The organism is Microtetraspora malaysiensis, assembly GCF_050947145.1.
Classification (GTDB): domain Bacteria; phylum Actinomycetota; class Actinomycetes; order Streptosporangiales; family Streptosporangiaceae; genus Microtetraspora_A; species Microtetraspora_A malaysiensis.
Map to the genome: position 1 here is coordinate 3,481,229 of NZ_CP191998.1, position 17,017 is coordinate 3,498,245.

The 17,017-nt window shown below is 73.1% G+C and carries 14 protein-coding genes; 4 read left to right on the forward strand and 10 right to left on the reverse strand.

From position 1 onward, the window contains the following. Window positions 1-40: 40 nt before the first annotated feature. The 4 genes from ACQP1V_RS16440 to ACQP1V_RS16455 all read right to left on the reverse strand — a co-directional run bounded on the left by ACQP1V_RS16440 (window position 41) and on the right by ACQP1V_RS16455 (window position 4,013). On the reverse strand, window positions 41-1,504 hold the full coding sequence (locus ACQP1V_RS16440) for a sulfatase family protein (protein WP_433225127.1): 1,464 nt from the start codon (window positions 1,502-1,504) through the stop codon (window positions 41-43). A gap of 112 nt (window positions 1,505-1,616) precedes the next feature. After that, a complete protein-coding gene (locus tag ACQP1V_RS16445) occupies window positions 1,617-2,435 on the reverse strand; it encodes an aldo/keto reductase (protein ID WP_433423723.1) in 819 nt (272 codons plus the stop codon). Next, window positions 2,432-3,031, reverse strand: a complete 600-nt coding sequence (locus ACQP1V_RS16450) for a TetR/AcrR family transcriptional regulator (RefSeq protein WP_387411328.1) — start codon at window positions 3,029-3,031, stop codon at window positions 2,432-2,434. The genes ACQP1V_RS16445 and ACQP1V_RS16450 overlap by 4 nt, the downstream gene beginning before the upstream one ends. 67 nt (window positions 3,032-3,098) lie before the next feature. Continuing rightward, entirely contained in the window at window positions 3,099-4,013 is a 915-nt protein-coding gene (locus ACQP1V_RS16455) for an oxidoreductase (RefSeq protein WP_433423727.1), read from the reverse strand. 146 nt (window positions 4,014-4,159) lie between these two features. Between ACQP1V_RS16455 and ACQP1V_RS16460 the strand changes: the two genes are divergently transcribed. Both ACQP1V_RS16460 and ACQP1V_RS16465 read left to right on the forward strand, forming a co-directional pair. Further along, the gene (locus tag ACQP1V_RS16460) at window positions 4,160-5,242 is read left to right on the forward strand and encodes a hypothetical protein (RefSeq protein ID WP_433423730.1); all 1,083 of its coding nucleotides are present in this window, start codon (window positions 4,160-4,162) and stop codon (window positions 5,240-5,242) included. Between the two features lie 5 nt (window positions 5,243-5,247). Then, complete coding sequence (locus ACQP1V_RS16465; protein ID WP_433425856.1) at window positions 5,248-6,504, forward strand: DUF6716 putative glycosyltransferase; 1,257 nt, start codon at window positions 5,248-5,250, stop codon at window positions 6,502-6,504. A gap of 146 nt (window positions 6,505-6,650) precedes the next feature. On the opposite strand, the gene ACQP1V_RS16470 is transcribed toward ACQP1V_RS16465, so the two are convergent. From ACQP1V_RS16470 to ACQP1V_RS16495, 6 genes are all read right to left on the reverse strand, one after another. Further along, window positions 6,651-7,976 (reverse strand): DJ-1/PfpI family protein, encoded by a 1,326-nt coding sequence (locus ACQP1V_RS16470; RefSeq protein WP_433423732.1) that lies wholly within the window; start codon window positions 7,974-7,976, stop codon window positions 6,651-6,653. A gap of 206 nt (window positions 7,977-8,182) precedes the next feature. Beyond that, window positions 8,183-9,154, reverse strand: coding sequence for a GlxA family transcriptional regulator (locus tag ACQP1V_RS16475; protein ID WP_433423736.1), 972 nt, complete (start codon window positions 9,152-9,154; stop codon window positions 8,183-8,185). Between the two features lie 147 nt (window positions 9,155-9,301). Next, a complete protein-coding gene (locus ACQP1V_RS16480; RefSeq protein WP_433423739.1) occupies window positions 9,302-10,636 on the reverse strand; it encodes a polysialyltransferase family glycosyltransferase in 1,335 nt (444 codons plus the stop codon). Window positions 10,637-10,649: 13 nt separating this feature from the next. Continuing rightward, window positions 10,650-11,615 (reverse strand): glycosyltransferase family 2 protein, encoded by a 966-nt coding sequence (locus ACQP1V_RS16485; RefSeq protein ID WP_433423742.1) that lies wholly within the window; start codon window positions 11,613-11,615, stop codon window positions 10,650-10,652. A gap of 40 nt (window positions 11,616-11,655) precedes the next feature. Next, entirely contained in the window at window positions 11,656-13,722 is a 2,067-nt protein-coding gene (locus ACQP1V_RS16490) for an N-acetylneuraminate synthase family protein (protein ID WP_433423744.1), read from the reverse strand. Between the two features lie 185 nt (window positions 13,723-13,907). Then, window positions 13,908-15,311: an ATP-binding protein gene (locus tag ACQP1V_RS16495; RefSeq protein ID WP_433423747.1), complete on the reverse strand. Its 1,404-nt coding sequence runs from the start codon at window positions 15,309-15,311 to the stop codon at window positions 13,908-13,910. A 355-nt stretch (window positions 15,312-15,666) separates the two neighbouring features. On the opposite strand from ACQP1V_RS16495, the gene ACQP1V_RS16500 reads away from it, so the two are divergent. Both ACQP1V_RS16500 and ACQP1V_RS16505 read left to right on the forward strand, forming a co-directional pair. Beyond that, window positions 15,667-16,092: a DUF488 domain-containing protein gene (locus ACQP1V_RS16500; RefSeq protein ID WP_433423750.1), complete on the forward strand. Its 426-nt coding sequence runs from the start codon at window positions 15,667-15,669 to the stop codon at window positions 16,090-16,092. Between the two features lie 216 nt (window positions 16,093-16,308). After that, complete coding sequence (locus ACQP1V_RS16505; protein WP_245658261.1) at window positions 16,309-16,995, forward strand: amino acid-binding protein; 687 nt, start codon at window positions 16,309-16,311, stop codon at window positions 16,993-16,995. The last annotated feature ends 22 nt before the right edge of the window (window positions 16,996-17,017 follow it).

Consider the following 17,017-nt stretch of genomic DNA (forward strand, 5'->3'; position numbering starts at 1 on the left):
GCCGGCCACGGCGGTGTAGGCGGCGGTGTGGGCGGCGGTGTCAGCGGGGGACCGCCCGCAGCAGGGCGCGGCTCTCCGCGTCGGCGATCCGGCAGGTGGCCCCGGAACAGCTCCGCAGCAGCGCGAGCCGGGCCGAGAACGTGTCCACCTGGTGCGGGTCCGCCGTGGCGGCGACGTTCCGCAGCTCGTACGGATCGGTGGCCAGGTCGTAGAGCTGCCGCTCGCCGGTGCCGTACTCGACGTAGCTGTACCTCTCGGTGCGCAGCACGCTGTAGGTCGGCGCCGCGTACGGCGCGTACGGCGGCTGGAAGAACTCCACGAGGACGGCGTCGCGCCACGGCACGTCCTCCCCGCGCAGGATCGGGACCAGCGAGCGCCCCTCGGCGAACGACGGCGGCGTCGCCCCGCCCAGCTCGGCGAAGGTCGGCGCGAGGTCCACCGTCGAGCAGAGCCGGTCGATCGTCGAGCCGGGCGTGATGCCGGGGCCGCGCACGACCATCGGGATCCGGATGTCCTCCTCGAAGGGCGTGGTCTTGCCCGGGTGCAGCCGGTGCTGTCCCAGATGGAAGCCGTTGTCGGAGGTGAAGAAGATGTACGTGTTGGCCAACTGCCCCGACTGCTCCAGTGTCGAGACGAGCGAGCCCACCATGTCGTCCACGCCGAGCATCGCGCGCAACCGGTCGCGGTGCAGCTCGTCGATCCGCCGCACCGCCTTCGGGGTCAGCGGGGGCTTCTCGCGCAGCCAGAGCGGCTCCGCCGACATGTCCTGCTCGTCGAAGGACGGTGTCCGCGGCGCCACCTCGTCCTGGAAGGCGTCCGCGTGCCGCGGCGCGTAGTTGGCCGGCTGGTGCGGCGCCACCGGGGCGAGATAGAGGAAGAACGGCTGGTCGCCCGATGAGGAGACGAACTCGTCGGCCTTGTGGCTCAGCACGTCCTCCAGGTAGTCCTCGGGCGTGTAGCCGTGCTGGGTGACCGAGCCGTCGTCGTTGAGCGCGTAGCCGTACTCCTGGTAGAGCCGGGTGACGGGGACGGCCCAGCGGTCCCATCCGGGCGGGATGTAGTGCCGCGACGCGCCGAGCGGGTACTGGTTGAGGTACTTCCCGAGGAGCCCGGTGCGGTAGCCCGCCGACCGCATCCACGTGCCGATCGTGGACTCCTCCAGCGTCCGGAACTTCGGGAAACCGCCGGTCGGCGGGCGGTTGCTCTCCACCTGGTGGCTGTGCATGTACTGCGACCGCAGGATCGACGACCGCGACGGGCAGCACCACGGGTTGGTCGCGAAGAACCGGGAGAAGACCGCGCCCTGCTGGACGAGCAGGTTCCAGATGTTGGGAAACCGCTGCAGGTCGGTCGAGTCCAGGTCGTCGGTCAGGATGAGCACGACGTTCGGTGGACGCGTGGACGCGCGCTGCGGCTGGGCGGCGGCCCCGGAGAACGCCGTACACATGAGGAGCGCCACGGCGAGCCAGGGACACCACCGGCGGGGCTTTCTGGGGAACGGCATGGGTCAGATCATTACCTGCCCGCTACCAGCGGAAACGTACGGCCTGTACCCAGTAGTGCGCAGGCCGTGACGAATCCGTATATATCTCGCGAGCGGGAATCAGCCGCCCAGATCAGCCGAAGGTCGCCGGATCCGGCCCGAGGCGGCGGTCCGCGTCCATGGAGGCGATCTCGGTCATGTCGGCGGGGTCCAGCTCGAAGCCGAAGACGTCGATGTTCTGGCGGATCCGTACGGGCGTGACCGACTTCGGGATGACGATGTTCCCGAGCTGGATGTGCCAGCGCAGCACCACCTGGGCCGGGGTGCGCTCGTGCTTGGCCGCGATCCGCCGCAGCGCCGGCTCGTCGAGCAGGCCCTTGCCCTGGCCGAGCGGGCTCCACGCCTCGGTCGCGATGCCGTGCGCGGCGTCATAGGCGCGCAGCGCGTCCTGCGCGAACTGCGGGTGCAGCTCGATCTGGTTGACCGCCGGCACCACGTCCGCCTTGTCGAGCAGCCGGTCCAGCGTCTGGACGGTGAAGTTCGAGACGCCGATCGCCCGCACCCGGCCGTCGGCGTAGAGCTTCTCCAGGGCCTTCCACGTCTCGATGTACTTGTTCTGGGCGGGGGCCGGCCAGTGGATCAGATAGAGGTCGAGCACGTCCAGGCCGAGCCGCTCCATGCTGGCGTCGAAGGCGCGCAGGGCCTGGTCGTAGCCGTGCTCGTCGTTCCACAGCTTGGTCGTGATGAACAACTCGTCACGCGGGATCCCCGACTCGCGTACGGCCCGGCCGACGCCCGCCTCGTTGTGGTAGAGCTTCGCCGTGTCGATGCTGCGATATCCGGCGGAGAGGGCGGTGGACACCGCGCTCTCCGCCTCGTCGTCGGCCACCTGCCACACACCGAAGCCGAGCTGCGGCATGGTGACGCCGTTGTTGAGGGTGATGGTGTTCATGTTTCCATGCTGCCCGACCAGCTTTCGGCGAGCGGAAGCAGGACCCGGTCGACGGCGTCGGCCATGAAAACGTCGTCCAGCGGCTCGCCCAGGACGATCAGCCGCCGCCAGATGAGGCCCTCCGCGACGGAGAACAGCGCGCGCGGGTCGACGGGCCCCGGCAGGTCCCCGCGTTCGACGGCCCTGCCCAGCAGAAACTCCAGGCCGGACAGGTCCCGCCCCGGCATGTGGTCGCGCACCGCCCCGGCGAGCTCGGGGCTGGACAGCATCGCGGAGACCAGCCCGATGATGAGCTGGTGCCGGTGCCCGATCGCCGAGCAGATGGCGCCGAGCGCCGCGAGCAGGTCGCCGCGCAGGGAACCGGTGTCCGGTGCCGGGGGCAGGTCGATGTCCAGCCGGTTGCAGACGAGATCGACGACCAGATCGGCCTTGCCCGTCCACCGCCGGTAGATCGTCGCCTTGCTCGCCCCGGCCCGCCGGGCGATCTGGTCCACCGACATCCGGTCGTACCCGGTCTCGGCGAGCAGCTCCAGCGTGGCGTCCAGGATCGCCTGCTCGCGGGCGGGGTCGAGTCGTCGCGAGGTGGCGTTCTCCATGGGCTCCCTGTCGCTGATGTCCAGTCGCGGTCTGTCCCGCGCCGCTGTCGTGGACCTACTCTGCCGCCTACTCTGCCGCCTGCTCTGCCGCGCCTCGCGGCCGGGGATACGCGGCGAGGTCCGGGAATTGTACGCCGGTGAGCTCCTCGGAGACGGTCCAGAGGCGTCGCGCCAGCGCCTCTTCCCTGGCCGCCGCGCTGGTGGCGGGCGGCTTCAGCTTCGGTCCGAGGAACTCCCCGCCCCGGATCTCGGGCGACGTCGCCGCGTACAGGGAGGGCAGCGCCCCGGCCTCGGGCGGCTGCATGGCGACCCGCAGCAGCACCTTGAGTACCCCGCTCAGCGGGCCCAGCTTCACGATGTCCGTCGCGGTCGCGCCCGGGTGCGTGGCCACGCTCAGCAGCCGGGACCCCGCCCGCCGCTGCAACTCGAACGCGAACAGCAGGTTGGCCAGCTTGGACCGTCCGTACGCGCTCATCCGGCCGTATCCCCGACGCAGCTCCAGGTCGTCGAAGTCGAGCCGGCCCATCTTGTGGGCGTCGCTCGCCACCGTGACGACCCGGGGGCACGTCCGGGCGAGCAGCAGCGGCATCAGGAGGCCGGTCAGCGCGAAGTGCCCGAAGTGGTTGGTCCCGAGTTGCGTCTCGAACCCGTCGGCGGTGGTGCTCCTCGGGATCATGCCGACGCCGGCGTTGTTCACCAGCAGGTCCAGCCCGTCCAGCCGGGACCCGATCGCGTCGGCGAACGCGCGCACCGAGCCGAGGTCGGCGAGGTCGAGCCGCTCGAACTCCGTGTGCGCGCCGGGCGCCCGCTCGAGGATTTGCCCGACGGCCGCCCGCCCCCGGTCCGGGTCGCGGCTCGCGACGATGACGCGGGCCCCGTGCCGGGCCAGTTCGAGCGCGGTCGGGAGGCCGATGCCCGAGTTCGCTCCGGTGACCACCGCGGTGCGGCCGGTCAGGTCGGGGATGTCGTCAACGCTCCACATGCCATCTCCTAGGTGTACGAAACGGTTTCGTACACTACATGTCAGGCGCCGGTTCGCGACACCCCGCCCGGAGTCGGCGCCTGTTCACCCGGCGTTCGCGAACGCGTCGGAGGGGCGCCGCCTGCCGCGCGTAGTCTCGTCGCGTCGTGAACGGGTCTTCACCGGACGTGGGCAACGCGGGTCGGCGCCACGCCGTCGAGCAGGGGCCGGCCGTCGCGTGGGTGGAATCCCCGCTGCAGTTGTTGTGCGTCGCCGAGGCGCACCACGCCGGGCTGCTCGCCCCGGAGACGCTCGTCGTGCCCAGGGCCGGCCAGCGCGCCCTGCGGCTCACCGGGCGTGAGCTGCGCCGGATCGGGCTCCCCGAGGGGCTGCGGCTCGCCGAACCCTCCACGGGCATGCCGCGTCCCGGCCGCGTGTGGGCCGTCGGTGACGCGTTCTCCGGGCGGGTCCAGGCGCGCGTGCTCACCACCCGCCTCCACCGGGTCGTGCTCGTGGACGACGGTCTCGCCACGATCCGCCTCCTCGAACTGCTCACCGCCCGCCGCCCGCTGCTGCGCGCCCGGGCCACCCGCGAGGGCGCGGCGGGGATCGCCCGCGCGGTCCTCGGCGCCGCCGCTGGAATGCGGCTGCGCGGCCGCAGGCTCACCGTGTTCACCGCGCTGCCCGTTCCCGAGCCGCTGGCGGAAGCCGTCCGCGATCTGGGCGCCGAGCTGGTCCGGCACGACTTCGGATGGCTGCGGTCCCGGCCCGCCGGCCCCGCGCCCGCGGAGCGCACCGTCGTGCTCGGCACGTCCCTGGTGCGCAACGGGCTCATCCACCGCGACCGCTACCTGCGCTGGCTGCGCGAACTCGGCGAGCCGGTCGCCTACTACCCGCATCGGCGCGAGGATCCCGCGGACCTCGCCCGGGTCGCCAGGATCGACGGTCTCACCGTCCACGACTCCGGGCCGCCGGTCGAGCTGACGCTGCGTGATCTGCGCCCCGGGCAGCGCGTGGTCAGCCTGCCCTCCACCGCGGTGACCTCGCTGCGCGTCCTGCTGTCCGGGCGCGGCGTCTCCGTCGAGGCCGTCGAGGTGCCCGACGAGTGGTGGACGGCGGCCGCCGGTCCCTCGCTGCGCGCCCACCTGCAGATCTTCACCGACGTACCGGCCCCCGCCGCCGAGGGGGAGAGCCCCGCCCGCGGCGGCCTGCCGGGACATTCCCCCGCCCCTGGAAAGGTAGCTCCTTGATCCGCGTGCTCGCCGTGGCCGACTCCGACTCGTACCTGAAGTGGGCCGCCGGCCTCCTCGACGCCATGCCCTCCGACTGGGTGACCGAGCTGCTGGTCGTGCGCTCCCCGATCGCGCCGTCCGAGAGCCAGATCCAGGCGGCGGTGAGCGGGACGCGGATCGGCCGCGCGGGCGGGCCGGCCGGCTCCGGCCGCCCGGGGGAGGGCGGGGGCGGCCTGCCGCCCGTGCTCGCCGCCCGGCGGCTGCGCCGCGCGGCCGAGCGCTTCCGGCCCGACGTCGTGCTGCTGGCCTGCACCGGCCCCGTCGTGGACGTCCTCGCCGCCGAGATCCTCGACGACCTGCGGCCGCGCCCCGCGTTCGTGTCCGGACTGCCCGGCATCTCGGTGCCCGCCACCGAGAAGGCGTGGCTGTACCGGAGCGGGTGCGAGCTGTTCGTCGTGCACAGCGGCCGGGAGGTGCGGGAGTTCGCGGCCATCGGGGCGGCGCTCGGAGGCGGCGGGTCGGCCGCCGGGGGCGGGGTGGCCCTGGCCCGCCTGCCGTACCTGGACCTCGGCGGCCCCGTGCCGGCGGAGCGCGACCGGGTGATCTTCGCGACCCAGGCGAAGGTGCCGCGGCGGCGCGAGGAGCGCGAGACCGTGCTGCTCGCCCTTGCCGCGCTGGCCGAGGCGCGTCCCGATCTGGATGTCGTGGTCAAGCTCAGGGGACGCGACTCCGAACGCCAGACGCACAACGAGCGGCACCACTACGAGCGTCTCTGGCTCGCGATGGCGGGGGAGGGCCGGGTCCGGGTCGACGCGCTCCGGTTCGCCACCGGGCCGATGCACGAGCACCTCTCCCGCGCCGCCGGGTTCGTCACGGTCAGCTCGACCGCGGCCCTGGAGGCGATCGCCGCCGGCGTGCCGCTGCTCATCCTGTCCGACTTCGGGGTGAGCGCGGAGATGATCAACCTGGTCTTCGAGGGAAGCGGGTGCCTCGGCACGCTCGACGACCTCGCCAAGGGCGAGTTCCGCGTCCCGGACGGGGAGTGGTGCCGCGCCAACTACTTCCACGACGACGCCGAGAGCGACTGGCTCGACCGCATCCGCGAGCTGGCCGCGGCCGCCGGTGAGGGGGGCCTCGCCCCTGGCCGCTCCCTGCTCGACGGGCCGGAGCACGCCGCGGCCCGCCGCCGCGCCCGGCTCCGGCTGGAGGTGCCGCCCCGGGTCCTGCGGTACGGCTACCGCGCCAGGCGCCGCGTCCGCCGGTACCTGAAGGCGCTCTGATCTCGGACCACGAGGCCCCGCCCCTCATACGGTCAGGGTGGCGCACGTCGGCTTCGTCGAGCGCGAGCGCGCGCGACCGATGCCGGTGCTCCCGGCGCACGCGGGGATGGGTGCGTGGGGCTCTTGAGTGATGCCCTTCAGCCGGATCATCGCGCGGCGCCGGCCGTACGGCGGCGGAGAAGACGCGGCAGGGCGACGGCGAACACCCCGACACCGGCGGAGCCGGCCAGGGCGACCGCGAAGAGCACCGTGGAACGCCAGGGCCAGCCGGCCCTGGAAAGACGCAGCTGTCCGACGGGATATTCGGAGAACTTGGCGGTGATACGGGCGGTCACGTCGCCCGAATGGGCGGCGAGGTCACGAAGCATCGGGTCGAACCCGAACTCTCCGTCCCGCCGTCCGCCGCCGGGCAGCTCCGGTGTGAGACCTCGTCCCGACGCCCAGCTCGCGAGCGTCGGCGTCACGTCGCCGCGCACCCCCGGAACCACGAACCGGTCCAGGCGCGGCACCGCCGTACCCGCCGGTTCGGTGAGCAGGATCACGCCATGCCGCGTGGTGACCGTTCCAGTGGCGCTGATCGGGATCGCGCGGGAGCTGAAGGAGACACCGGAGTAGACCTCGAACGCCGCGGCGGCGTCGATTTCCCCCACTCCGTCCTCCAGCCCGATGCCGATCGTGGGGCGCCGCCAGGGGAACGCCGCGTTCAGCGCGTACGGCAGGTCGGACAGGGCGAGGTGGTTCGGGGTGATCGCGGTGGGGCCGTCCAGGCGCCAGCCGGGAAAGTGGAGCGCGCCGCCGATCCGCCGGGCCTCATCCGCACCCGCGAGCCTCTCGACCAGGCGGAGCGCGCCGACGGTGCCGGAGGTGATGCCGGCCGTGGTGGTGATCGTGCCGTCCTCCACGTAGCGTTCGCCGCTCTGCCATCGCACCGCGGGGTGGTTCCGCTTCAGGGAGTCGATGTTCGCCCAGAAGGAGGTCGCCCGGCGGTCGTCGAGCACACCGGCGGCCGCGAGGAATTCTGAGCCCGCGCAAACGCCCAGCAGGCGGGAGCCGTGCCGCGACCGTGCGGCGATCCACTCGCGCAGCCGCTCCTCCGCCGTGCCGGTGGGATCGACGACGGCGGGCACCACCACCACGTCCGGTTCGGGAACGGCGCCGGTCCCGACCTCGTCCAGGGTGTGGTCGGGCAGCAGGTGTACGCCGCCGGAGAGCGGGGACGGGGTTCGCCGCGCCGCCACGGTGTAGACGGCGAACCGTCCCGATCGGGCGAACACCTCGTAAGGGGCGAGAACGTCGGCGGAGACCGAGCCGGCGTTGCTGAGCACGACCGCGACGGTGATCCGTCCGCCGGGTATCGCCTTGGCGGCCGGCCAGCCCCGGGCGGGCGGGCGTCGGTCGAACTCGGGGTAGCTCTGGCCCATCGTGGTGGCGACACCGGCGGCGCAGATCCCGCCCAGGGAGGCGAGGAACACGGAGGCACCCAGCAGGACACGCCCGATCCGGCGCACGACGGGCCTGTTCGGACGCACACTCGGACGGCTTCGGACAGAAGACACAGGAGGCTCTCTTCTTTGTACGGCCATGAAGGCATGGCCAACTCACGGCAGCACAGATCGGCGGCGCGCATCGGCAACACGATCCGCGCCGTGGAAGGGGGAATCAGGGGAAGGTCCGCCGCTCAGCGCGCGTGCTTGCGCGCCTCCGACGGAGACATCCCGTACCGGGCGGAGAACAGGCGGCGGAAGTGGCGGACGTCGCGGAAGCCGCAGCGGCTCGCCACGGCGTCCACGCCGAGGTCGGTGTCGGCCAGCAGTCTCGACGCCCGTTCCAGGCGCAGTCGCTGCTGGTATTCCAGGGGGCTGATGCCGATCGCCGTGGCGAACGCCCGGCTCAGGCCCCGCGGGGACAGGTGGGCCACGGCGGCCAACTCGGCGAGGGTGTGAGGGGTGTCCAGGTGCTGGGCGAGATGATCCTGCACCCGATGGACGGCCGGATGCAGGTGCGAACGGTGCCGGAGAAAGGGACTGATCTGGGAAGCCGAGCCGTTCCGCCGCAGGTAGACCACCAGTTCCCGGGCGACCGCGGCGGCGAGTGCGGGGCCATGATCGCGTTCCACGAGCGACAGCGCCAGATCGATCCCGGACGAGATCCCCGCGCTGGTGCTCACCGTGCCGTCGTGGACGTACAGGACCCCGTCCTGGACCCGGGCCGCCGGGTATCTCCGCCGCATCGCCTCGACGAGCGACCAGTGGGTGGTGCACCGGCGTCCGTCCAGCAGCCCGGCCTCGCCCAGCGCCGCCGCGCCGGTGCACACCGAGGCGATCCGGGCGCCGCGGTGATGTGCCGTGCGCAGCCACTGTGTCACCGAGTCGGGAACCAGGGGCTCGCCCGTCCGGAGATCCTTCAATCGGTGTCCCGGCACCAGCACCAGGTCGCCGGGCTCGGTCGACGGCAGACCGGCGAATCCGGCCAGCCGCAGTCCCTGTGCCGACACCGCCTCTCCGGCGTCGGACACGTACTCCAGCCGGTAGTCGGCACCCAGGTGCGCCGCGGCGTCGAAGACCTGCACCGGACCGCCCAGGTCCAGCAGGTTCACGTCCGGAAGGACCAGCACCACGACCCGGCCCGTGCTCGCCACTCGCTCACTCACGGCGCCTACGCTAGACCGCTGGCACCGGGCTCCGGGAGGGCCGTACGGACCGCACACCGGACGGATCAGGCACTCGCCGGCGGCCCGAGAGCCACCGCGCCCGCCGCCCGCCGGGGGCGCGGATCCGGATAGGGGCGTCGCCGGGGCTCAGCGGGAGAAGAGACGGCGCAGCCGGGAGGTCCGGCCCTCTACCGGGCCCTCACCCCGGGCCTCCCCCTGGTCCTCGCCCAGGGCGTCCGGCGGTGTCTCGGCCGGCGGCGTGGGGGCGGGCAGCAGGCCCAGCGACGACAGCCGGCGGCGGGTGAAGTAGCGCGCCGGCCCGTTCGCCTCGACGTACGCGGCGGCGGCCTCGCGCAGGCCCGGGTACGCCGCGGCGCGCATGCAGTACCCGACCGCGCCGACCAGGGCGCCCAGATCCACCGGCGGCGGCTCCTCCAGCGAGCCGTCCGGGCGGAGCCGGGGCAGGGACGCGTCCACGACGGTCGCCGGGATCCGGTCGGCGTTCTCGTACGGCGAGAGCCGTTCGAGCACCAGGTCGGCGCCCACGGTCGCGGCCGGGATGCCGAAGAGGCGCCGCGCGGTCACCAGAGCCGTGGAGAAGCAGCCGACGACCAGGCGCGGGCGGTGGACGGCGAAGCAGACTTCCGCCGGGGCCGAGCCGTCCGCGACCAGCAGCTCGACGCCCAGCTCCTCGGCCACCGGCCGCAGCTCGCGGGCGTGCCGCCGCCCCGCGGCCGGGTGCGGCTGGAACACCACCGCGCGGTGCCCGCGCGCGGCGAGGCCGCGCAGCATGGCCGCGTGCAGCTCGGCCTCCTCGGCGGCGCTCAGGATCCCGAGGGCGGAGAGGTGCTGCCCGACGATGACGGCCTCCCGGCGCGGCCCGTCTCCGGGCCCCCCGGACCGGTCGCCGGCCGCCCGCTCGACCACGCCGTGGAACGCGGAATCGGACACGATCTCCGGCGGCACGCCGTGCTCGGACAGGAGCAGGGGAACGAGGCCGGGGACGAGGTCGAGGTGGAGCAGGCGGGTGATCCGCCCGGCGATCTCCCCGGGCAGGGGGAAGCGGGTGGGCCCGTAACTCATCAGGCCATCCGAGTAGACCGTGATCGGGACGTCCCGCAGCAGCCCGGCCAGGGTGCGGGCGGGCGGCACCGCGATCGACTCGACGACCAGCTCGTCCGGGTCGCCCAGGCGTGCCGCCAGGAGGCGGCCCAGCATCGGGGCCTCCACCGAGCGCGCCTTCCACTCGGAGGGGTGCAACGGGGCGATGACCGCGTTCCACGACACCACCTCGTCGAACCGGTCGCGGATCCGCGCGAACCCCGGCGACTCGTCCGGCGCCGGGGTGATCTCGGGGATCGCCGCGTCGTTCGACACCAGCAGGATCCGCCGGCCCGGGCCGAGACGGCCCTCGTCGCAGGCCGCCGCGAGGGTCATCGCCCCGAGCGGCGTCGAGGCGCAGAGCAGCGTGGTCCGTGCCATGTCTCTCCCCAGATCAGTCGATCCGCGCGTCCGCGTCAACGTCCCCGTCCCCGTCGGCCGGACCGCGCGCGAGCGACGCGACGAGGGCGCGGCGCTCCGGATCCATGCCCGCGAGGGCCTCCTCGGGCACGCGCCGCAGGATCACGGCGGCCCGCTCCTCGAACGCCGTCCGCAGCTCCGGCGTGAACCGGTCGATCAGCTCCACGTGGTGCGCGAGCAGCCCGGTGAGGTTGCGCGCCGCCTTGCGCAGGAACTCGGGCTCGACCTCGTCCAGGATCGTCTCGTACGCGGTGAAGAAGTCGAGCTGCCGCTCGTCCCCGATCGCGGTCAGCGACCCGGGCACCCCGCGCCGGTAGAAGACGCCCGCCAGGGACATCACGGCGAACGAGCGCGCCCTCCGGTGCAGCCGCCAGATCCACGGCCGGTCCTCCGCCGTGCGCAGGCCCTCCGGGAAGGCGAGCAGCGATCCGAGGTCGCGCCGGTAGATCCCGGCCCAGGCGTACGCGTAGTCGACCATGGTCCTGGCGTCGAACGGCAGGATGGCCTCGCGCGGGTCGAGCACGGTGCCCCGCCTGCGCGCCGGCGCGCGGAGCAGCTCCCGCCTGCGGCCCTCGACCTGGACGTGGTCCACCCGCACGAAGTCGCACCCGAGCGCGTCGATCGCGGCGGTCAGCTCGGCCAGGTAGCCGGGCGCCACCCAGTCGTCCCCGTCCAGGAACGTGACGTAGCGCCCGGAGGCGGCGGCGAGCCCGGCGTTCCTCGCCGCGGCCACCCCGGCCGGCGCGGCGTGCCGCAGCAGCCGGAACCCCGGCAGGTCGGCGCGGAAGTCCTCGGCCACCGCCGCCGTCGCGTCCGCCGAGCCGTCGTCGACCACGACCACCTCCATGTCCGGGAGGGGGCCGCGGGTCAACGACGTCAGAGCGTCCGCCAGGTACGGCTCGCCGTCACGGACCGCGACGATCACCGAGAGCTCGGGCACCCGGCCGCCTTCCTCGCCGGCTCGCCGGCGGTCGGTTCCGTCACTGGGCGGCGACGCGGCGCAGGCGGGCGCGCGGCGCCTCCTCGCCCGGGAAGACGCGCTTGACGCCGTCTCCCAACGCGGACTCGATGATGCGGATGTCCCGGACCAGGTGCTCCAGCCCGCTCGGCTCCAGCGAGGCGGCGTGGTCGGAGCCCCACATCGTGCGGTCCAGGGTGATGTGCCGCTCGACGGCCACCGCGCCCAGGGTGACCGCCGCCAGGGAGATCTGCAGGCCGCGCTCGTGGCCCGAGTAGCCGACCGGCACGCCGTACCGCTCACGGAGCGTGACGATCGTGCGCAGGTTGGCCTCCTCCGGCGGCAGCGGGTACGTGGATGTCGCGTGCATCATCACCAGGCCCGAGGTGCCGAGGATCTCCACCGCCTGGTCGATCTCCTCGATCGTGGACATACCGGTCGAGAGGATGATCGGCTTCCCGGTGGCGGCGAGGGCGCGGAGCAGTTCGTGGTCGGTCACGCTGGCGGACGCCACCTTGTGCGTGACGACGTCCATCTCCTCCAGGAACTCCACGGAGGGGACGTCCCAGGGCGACGCGAACCAGTCGATGCCGCGCGCGGCGCAGTACCGGGCGATCTCGGTGTACTCGTCCCGGCCGAACTCGGTCCGGATCTTGTAGTCGAGGTAGGTCATCGCCCCCCAGGGCGTCTGCCTGATCTGGCCGCGCTGCTCGGGCGGCACGCAGATCTCCGGGGTCCGCTTCTGGAACTTGACCGCCTGGCAGCCCGCCTCGACCGCGACGTCGATCAGCTTGCGCGCGATGTCGATGTCGCCGTTGTGGTTGATGCCGATCTCGCCGATCATGTACACCGGCAGGCCGGGGCCGACCAGCTCTTCGCCGATCCGCACCGGCTCGCCCTTGACCCGCAGCTCCGGCCGGGGCAGCCGGCGCGGCATCCGCTCGGCGGCGTCCGGGCCCGCGGGCCGCGCCGCGAGCACCCGGTCGCACAGCTCCCGTACGGCTCCCGCCCCGCCGGCGTGGCCGAGCACGACCCGGGCGGCCGCCCGGACCCGGGGGTGGGCGTCGGGGACCGCGACCGGCCAGCCGACCAGCGCCATGCAGCCGAGGTCGTTGACGTCGTTGCCGACGTACGCGACGCGGGCCGGGTCCAGGCCTTCGATCGCCAGCCAGTCGCGCAGCGCGGTCTGCTTGGCGTTGAGCCCCTGCAGCACCGGGACGCCGAGCTTGCGGGCGCGGGCCGCCACCACGGGGTTGCGTTCGGTCGAGAGCACGAGCAGCCGGACGCCGGAGCGCTTGAGCAGCGCCACCCCCATCCCGTCGGACCTGCTGACCAGGACCATCTCGCGGCCCTCGGAGTCGACGTACGCGCGGTCGTCGGTGTGCACGCCGTCGAAGTCGGTGACCACGGCGTCCACGTCGATCGGCAGCGGCTCGTCCACGAACGGCGCGAGCGCCCGCACGATCTCCAGGTCCTCGGGGGAGTCGACCTCCACGGCGTGCCGGGCCGGGACGGGCTGGACGGCCACCCGGCCGAAGAAGCGGTGCCCGTGCTCGCGCAGCCCCGCCGTACGCATGACGTAGAAGGCGCCGGTCTCGCGGAAGTGCGGCTCGCGGTCCTGCCGCCGCGGCCGGACCGCGGGGTCGTGGTTGACGCCCACGCCCGCGCCGGTCCACACGAACTCGTAGGTCTCCATGCCGGAGAAGACCACGTCGGCCTCGCCGTCGAGGACGCGGCCGATGGCGGCGTCCAGGTCGTCCGGGTCGATGAACGCGCTGGTGCACTGCACGAGGAGGACCACCTCCGGGTCCTCGGGCAGCGCGTTGAGCGCGTGCAGCACCGCCGATTCGCTGGACGCGGTGGCTCCGCTCAGCTCCGCCGGGCGCTCGACGAGGCGGGCCCCCGCCTCGCGCGCGGCCGCCGAGATCCCCTCGTGGTCGGTGCTGACCACGACCTCGTCGACGAGGGCGGCCCGCAGGCACGCGCCGACGGCCCGCGACACCAGCGGGACGCCGCCCACCCTCTCCAGGTTCTTCAGCGGTACGCCCACCGAACCGCCACGGGCGGGGACAACGGCCAGGACTCGCACGGGGCACTCCTTCTACCTGCGACGACGCCCCCGAGGCCCCGGGGGTGATCCCAGAACCTAGTCAGAGGGATGTCACGCAGGGGGTGCCCGAGCTGAACGCGCAGGGGCGCCTGACTTAACTTTCCGTACTTGCCGTGCTTCGGGCTCGTGCTTCGGGCTCGTGCTTCGGGCTCGTGCTTCGGGCGTCAGGAGTGGGAGCCGGGGGCGGAGGGCAGGTCGGAGTCCGGCTCGGAGTGCGGCTCCGGCCCGGAGGTCGCCGGCAGCCGGACCACGAACAGCGCGCCGCTGTCGGTGTCCTCCGCCCGGACCGTCCCGTGGTGGGCCTGGATGACCTCGCGGGCGATGGCCAGGCCGAGCCCGGTGCCGCCCTGGCCCCTGCCGCGGGCCGAGTCGATCCGGGTGAACCGCTCGAAGATGCGCTCGCGATCCTCCGCCGCGATCGGCTCGCCGTCGTTGCCGACGGCGAGCACGGCGTCGTCGCCCTCGCGGTGGACATCCACCGTGATCAGGCTCTTGGCGTGCCGCTCCGCGTTGTTCAGCAGATTGACCAGCACTCGGGACAGATGGGTGCTCACGCCGTTGACGATCACCCCCGGCGTGATCCGCGAGTCGATCGCGACCGGTCCCGAGCCGCGGCGGTTGACCTCGTGCGCGACCAGCGTGCCCAGGTCCACCTTCTCCCGGATGGAGCGGTCGGTGGTGCCGATGCGGGCGAGGAACAGCAGGTCGCTCATGATCGCCTCAAGACGCTTGGTGTCGCGCAGCGCCGCCCGCATGGCCTCGGGGTGATCCTCCGGGTGCGGCATCGCGCTTTCGAGCTGCGCGCAGATGCCGGTGATCGGGGTGCGCAGCTCGTGCGAGGCGTCCGCGGCGAACTGCCGTTGCTGGGTGACCGACCGCTCCAGCCGCTCCAGCGCGTCGTTGACGGTGCGGGCGAGCCGGGCGATCTCGTCCTTGCCCGGGGGTTCGAGCACCCGCGCGCTCAGGTCGCTGCCGCTGATGTGGGCGAGCTGGGTGCGGATGGCCTCGACCGGGCGCAGCGCCCGCCCGGCCACCTTCCACGACACCCAGGCGATGACCGCGGTGAGCAGCGCGACCACGCCGGCGATGAGGAGGTCGAGCAGCCGGGTCGCGATGAGCAGCGGCTGGCGGCGGACGGCGACGACGACCGGGGCGTTCGGCTGCGCCCCGGTTCGCAGCTCGACCCCGTTTCCGCACCTCCCCTGCGGGAGGCCGCAGGTGCTGAACTCGACGAACCGGTCGTCGGGGCGCGGCCACGTCCGGGTGAGCGAGGGCAGGCCGCGCGCGGATGGAGTGGACGCGAGGATCTGCCCGGATGGCGTGACGACCTGGATCAGCTCCGATCCGCTGGGCGTGCGGATGGGGTCCTCCAGCCCGCCTTCGCGCACATCGGCGGCGACCTTGGAGGCCATCTGCCGGGCGTCCTCCCACAGGTGCGCGTTTACGGCACGTCGTACCACGATGTCGGCGCCGATCCCGAGCGGGATCAGCACGAGCAGCGCCACGACGGTCGTGAGCAGTGTCAGGCGAGCGTGTATGGACAGCTCGCGCAGCCAGGGGAGGGACATTTTTTGAGGGTACTGACCGTGGTTACAGGCGGATTCGTGACACCGGAAAGATCTGACTAAACCTGGTCAAAGTGTCACATCCAGGGCAAGCGCTCCCCAGGTGTCCGCGCGGCGCCTTCGTCCGCTTCGGCGGCGGGGGTCCGGGGAGTCCGGCACCCGCCTGGGCCGCGAGGCAGGACCGTGCAAGATCGGCGGCGGAATCCCTGAAACTTGCGGCAAGTCTTGCGGTCGCGCCGGGGGAGTCCCGTACCGCGGCATCGCCGTACCCGTGCCGTCATTTCACTAAAAACCGACTTTAGGTCGATAAAATGGACAAACCTGAGCGCGCGAACTCGGCTTGCCAGGGGGCGCCACCATGACGAACCACCGGACCGGCCACCGGACCGGCCACCGCGCATCGTCCGCCGCGCGGAGGAGCGCGCGGCCGTCGGTCGACTGCCGGCGCGTGTACGAGGACGCCTCGCCGTCGGACGGCGTACGGGTGCTGGTCGACCGCATGTGGCCGCGCGGGATGCGCAAGGAGGACGCGCACGTCGACGAGTGGCTGCGGGACGTCGCGCCGTCCACCGGGCTGCGCCGGTGGTACGGCCACGAGCCGAGCCGCTTCATGGAGTTCCGGCGGCGTTATCTCGCCGAGCTGGGCGATCCCGAGCACAGGAGGGCGGCGGAGCACCTGCGGGACCTCGCCGGCGAGGGAGAGCTGACCCTGCTCACCGCGACGCGCGACATCGGGCACAGCCAGGCGGCCGTCCTCGCGGAGTGGCTGACGGAGAACACCTGACCCCGCCCCGCGGAGCCCGGCGGACGCCCGGCCGACAGTGCGGTCCGGCCCGGAAGGCCGGACCGAGATGCGGTCTGTGAGCGGGACCGTGTCACCGGCCCGCGGGCCGGTCGGTACGCGCCGCTCCGGGTGCCGGTCCGGGAGCCGGGCGTCGGCAGCATGTTCGACATCTGCCGAAAACACGCCCGAAACCTCTTTCCGGCACAGTTTAGGAAAGTGTTGCGCCGGAAGAGAGGGAACGGGATGCTGCTGCGGCTACGCGTTTCACTGCCGGACCGGCCGGGGGTGCTGGGCCAGGTGGCGCGGGCCTTCGGCGTCATGGGTGCGGACATTCTTCAGGTCACGGTGCTCGAACGGGACTCGGGGCGGGCGATCGACGATTTCACCGTGTCCTGGAGCGGGGTGCTCAGCGCGGAGGAGCTGCGCGAGCGCGTGAGCGTCGTCCCCGGAACCAGGGTCGAGGCCGCCTGGCGGACCCGCGAGGTGCCCGGGGCAAATCCGGACTACGACCTGCTCGGCCATGTCGCGGCCGACCCGGGCCGGGCACTGCCGACGCTGGTGGACGCCGTGCCCGACCTGGTCAGCGCCGACTGGGCGGTGGCGGTGAGCGCCGCGGACGGCGCCCTCGTCCACGGGAGCTGGCAGGCGCCGGAGACATTGTCCTGGCCGGAGGCGTGGGCGGACCGGGGGACGGAGCTGACCGCGATCCGGTCGTCGGCGGTCACCCTGGACGGCCCGCTGCACGTGCTCAGCGTGCCGCTGCCGCCCCTGCCGGGTGAGAACATCCTGCACCTGGTGGTGGCGAGGATCCAGGGGCCCGCCTTCCACCGGGTCGAGCTCGACCGGATGACCCGGCTGATGGAGCTGGTCGAGGTCGTCGTCCGGGCCGGGGTCAGGGCGTAGGACCCGAGGGACAGAGCGAAGG

Coding starts and splice junctions, on each gene's coding strand:
- ACQP1V_RS16440 (WP_433225127.1), bottom strand. CDS start 1,504: ATGCCGTTCCCCAGAAAGCCCCGCCGGTGGTGTCCCTGGCTCGCCGTG.
- ACQP1V_RS16445 (WP_433423723.1), bottom strand. CDS start 2,435: ATGAACACCATCACCCTCAACAACGGCGTCACCATGCCGCAGCTCGGC.
- ACQP1V_RS16450 (WP_387411328.1), bottom strand. CDS start 3,031: ATGGAGAACGCCACCTCGCGACGACTCGACCCCGCCCGCGAGCAGGCG.
- ACQP1V_RS16455 (WP_433423727.1), bottom strand. CDS start 4,013: ATGTGGAGCGTTGACGACATCCCCGACCTGACCGGCCGCACCGCGGTG.
- ACQP1V_RS16480 (WP_433423739.1), bottom strand. CDS start 10,636: ATGGCACGGACCACGCTGCTCTGCGCCTCGACGCCGCTCGGGGCGATG.
- ACQP1V_RS16495 (WP_433423747.1), bottom strand. CDS start 15,311: ATGTCCCTCCCCTGGCTGCGCGAGCTGTCCATACACGCTCGCCTGACA.
- ACQP1V_RS16500 (WP_433423750.1), top strand. CDS start 15,667: ATGACGAACCACCGGACCGGCCACCGGACCGGCCACCGCGCATCGTCC.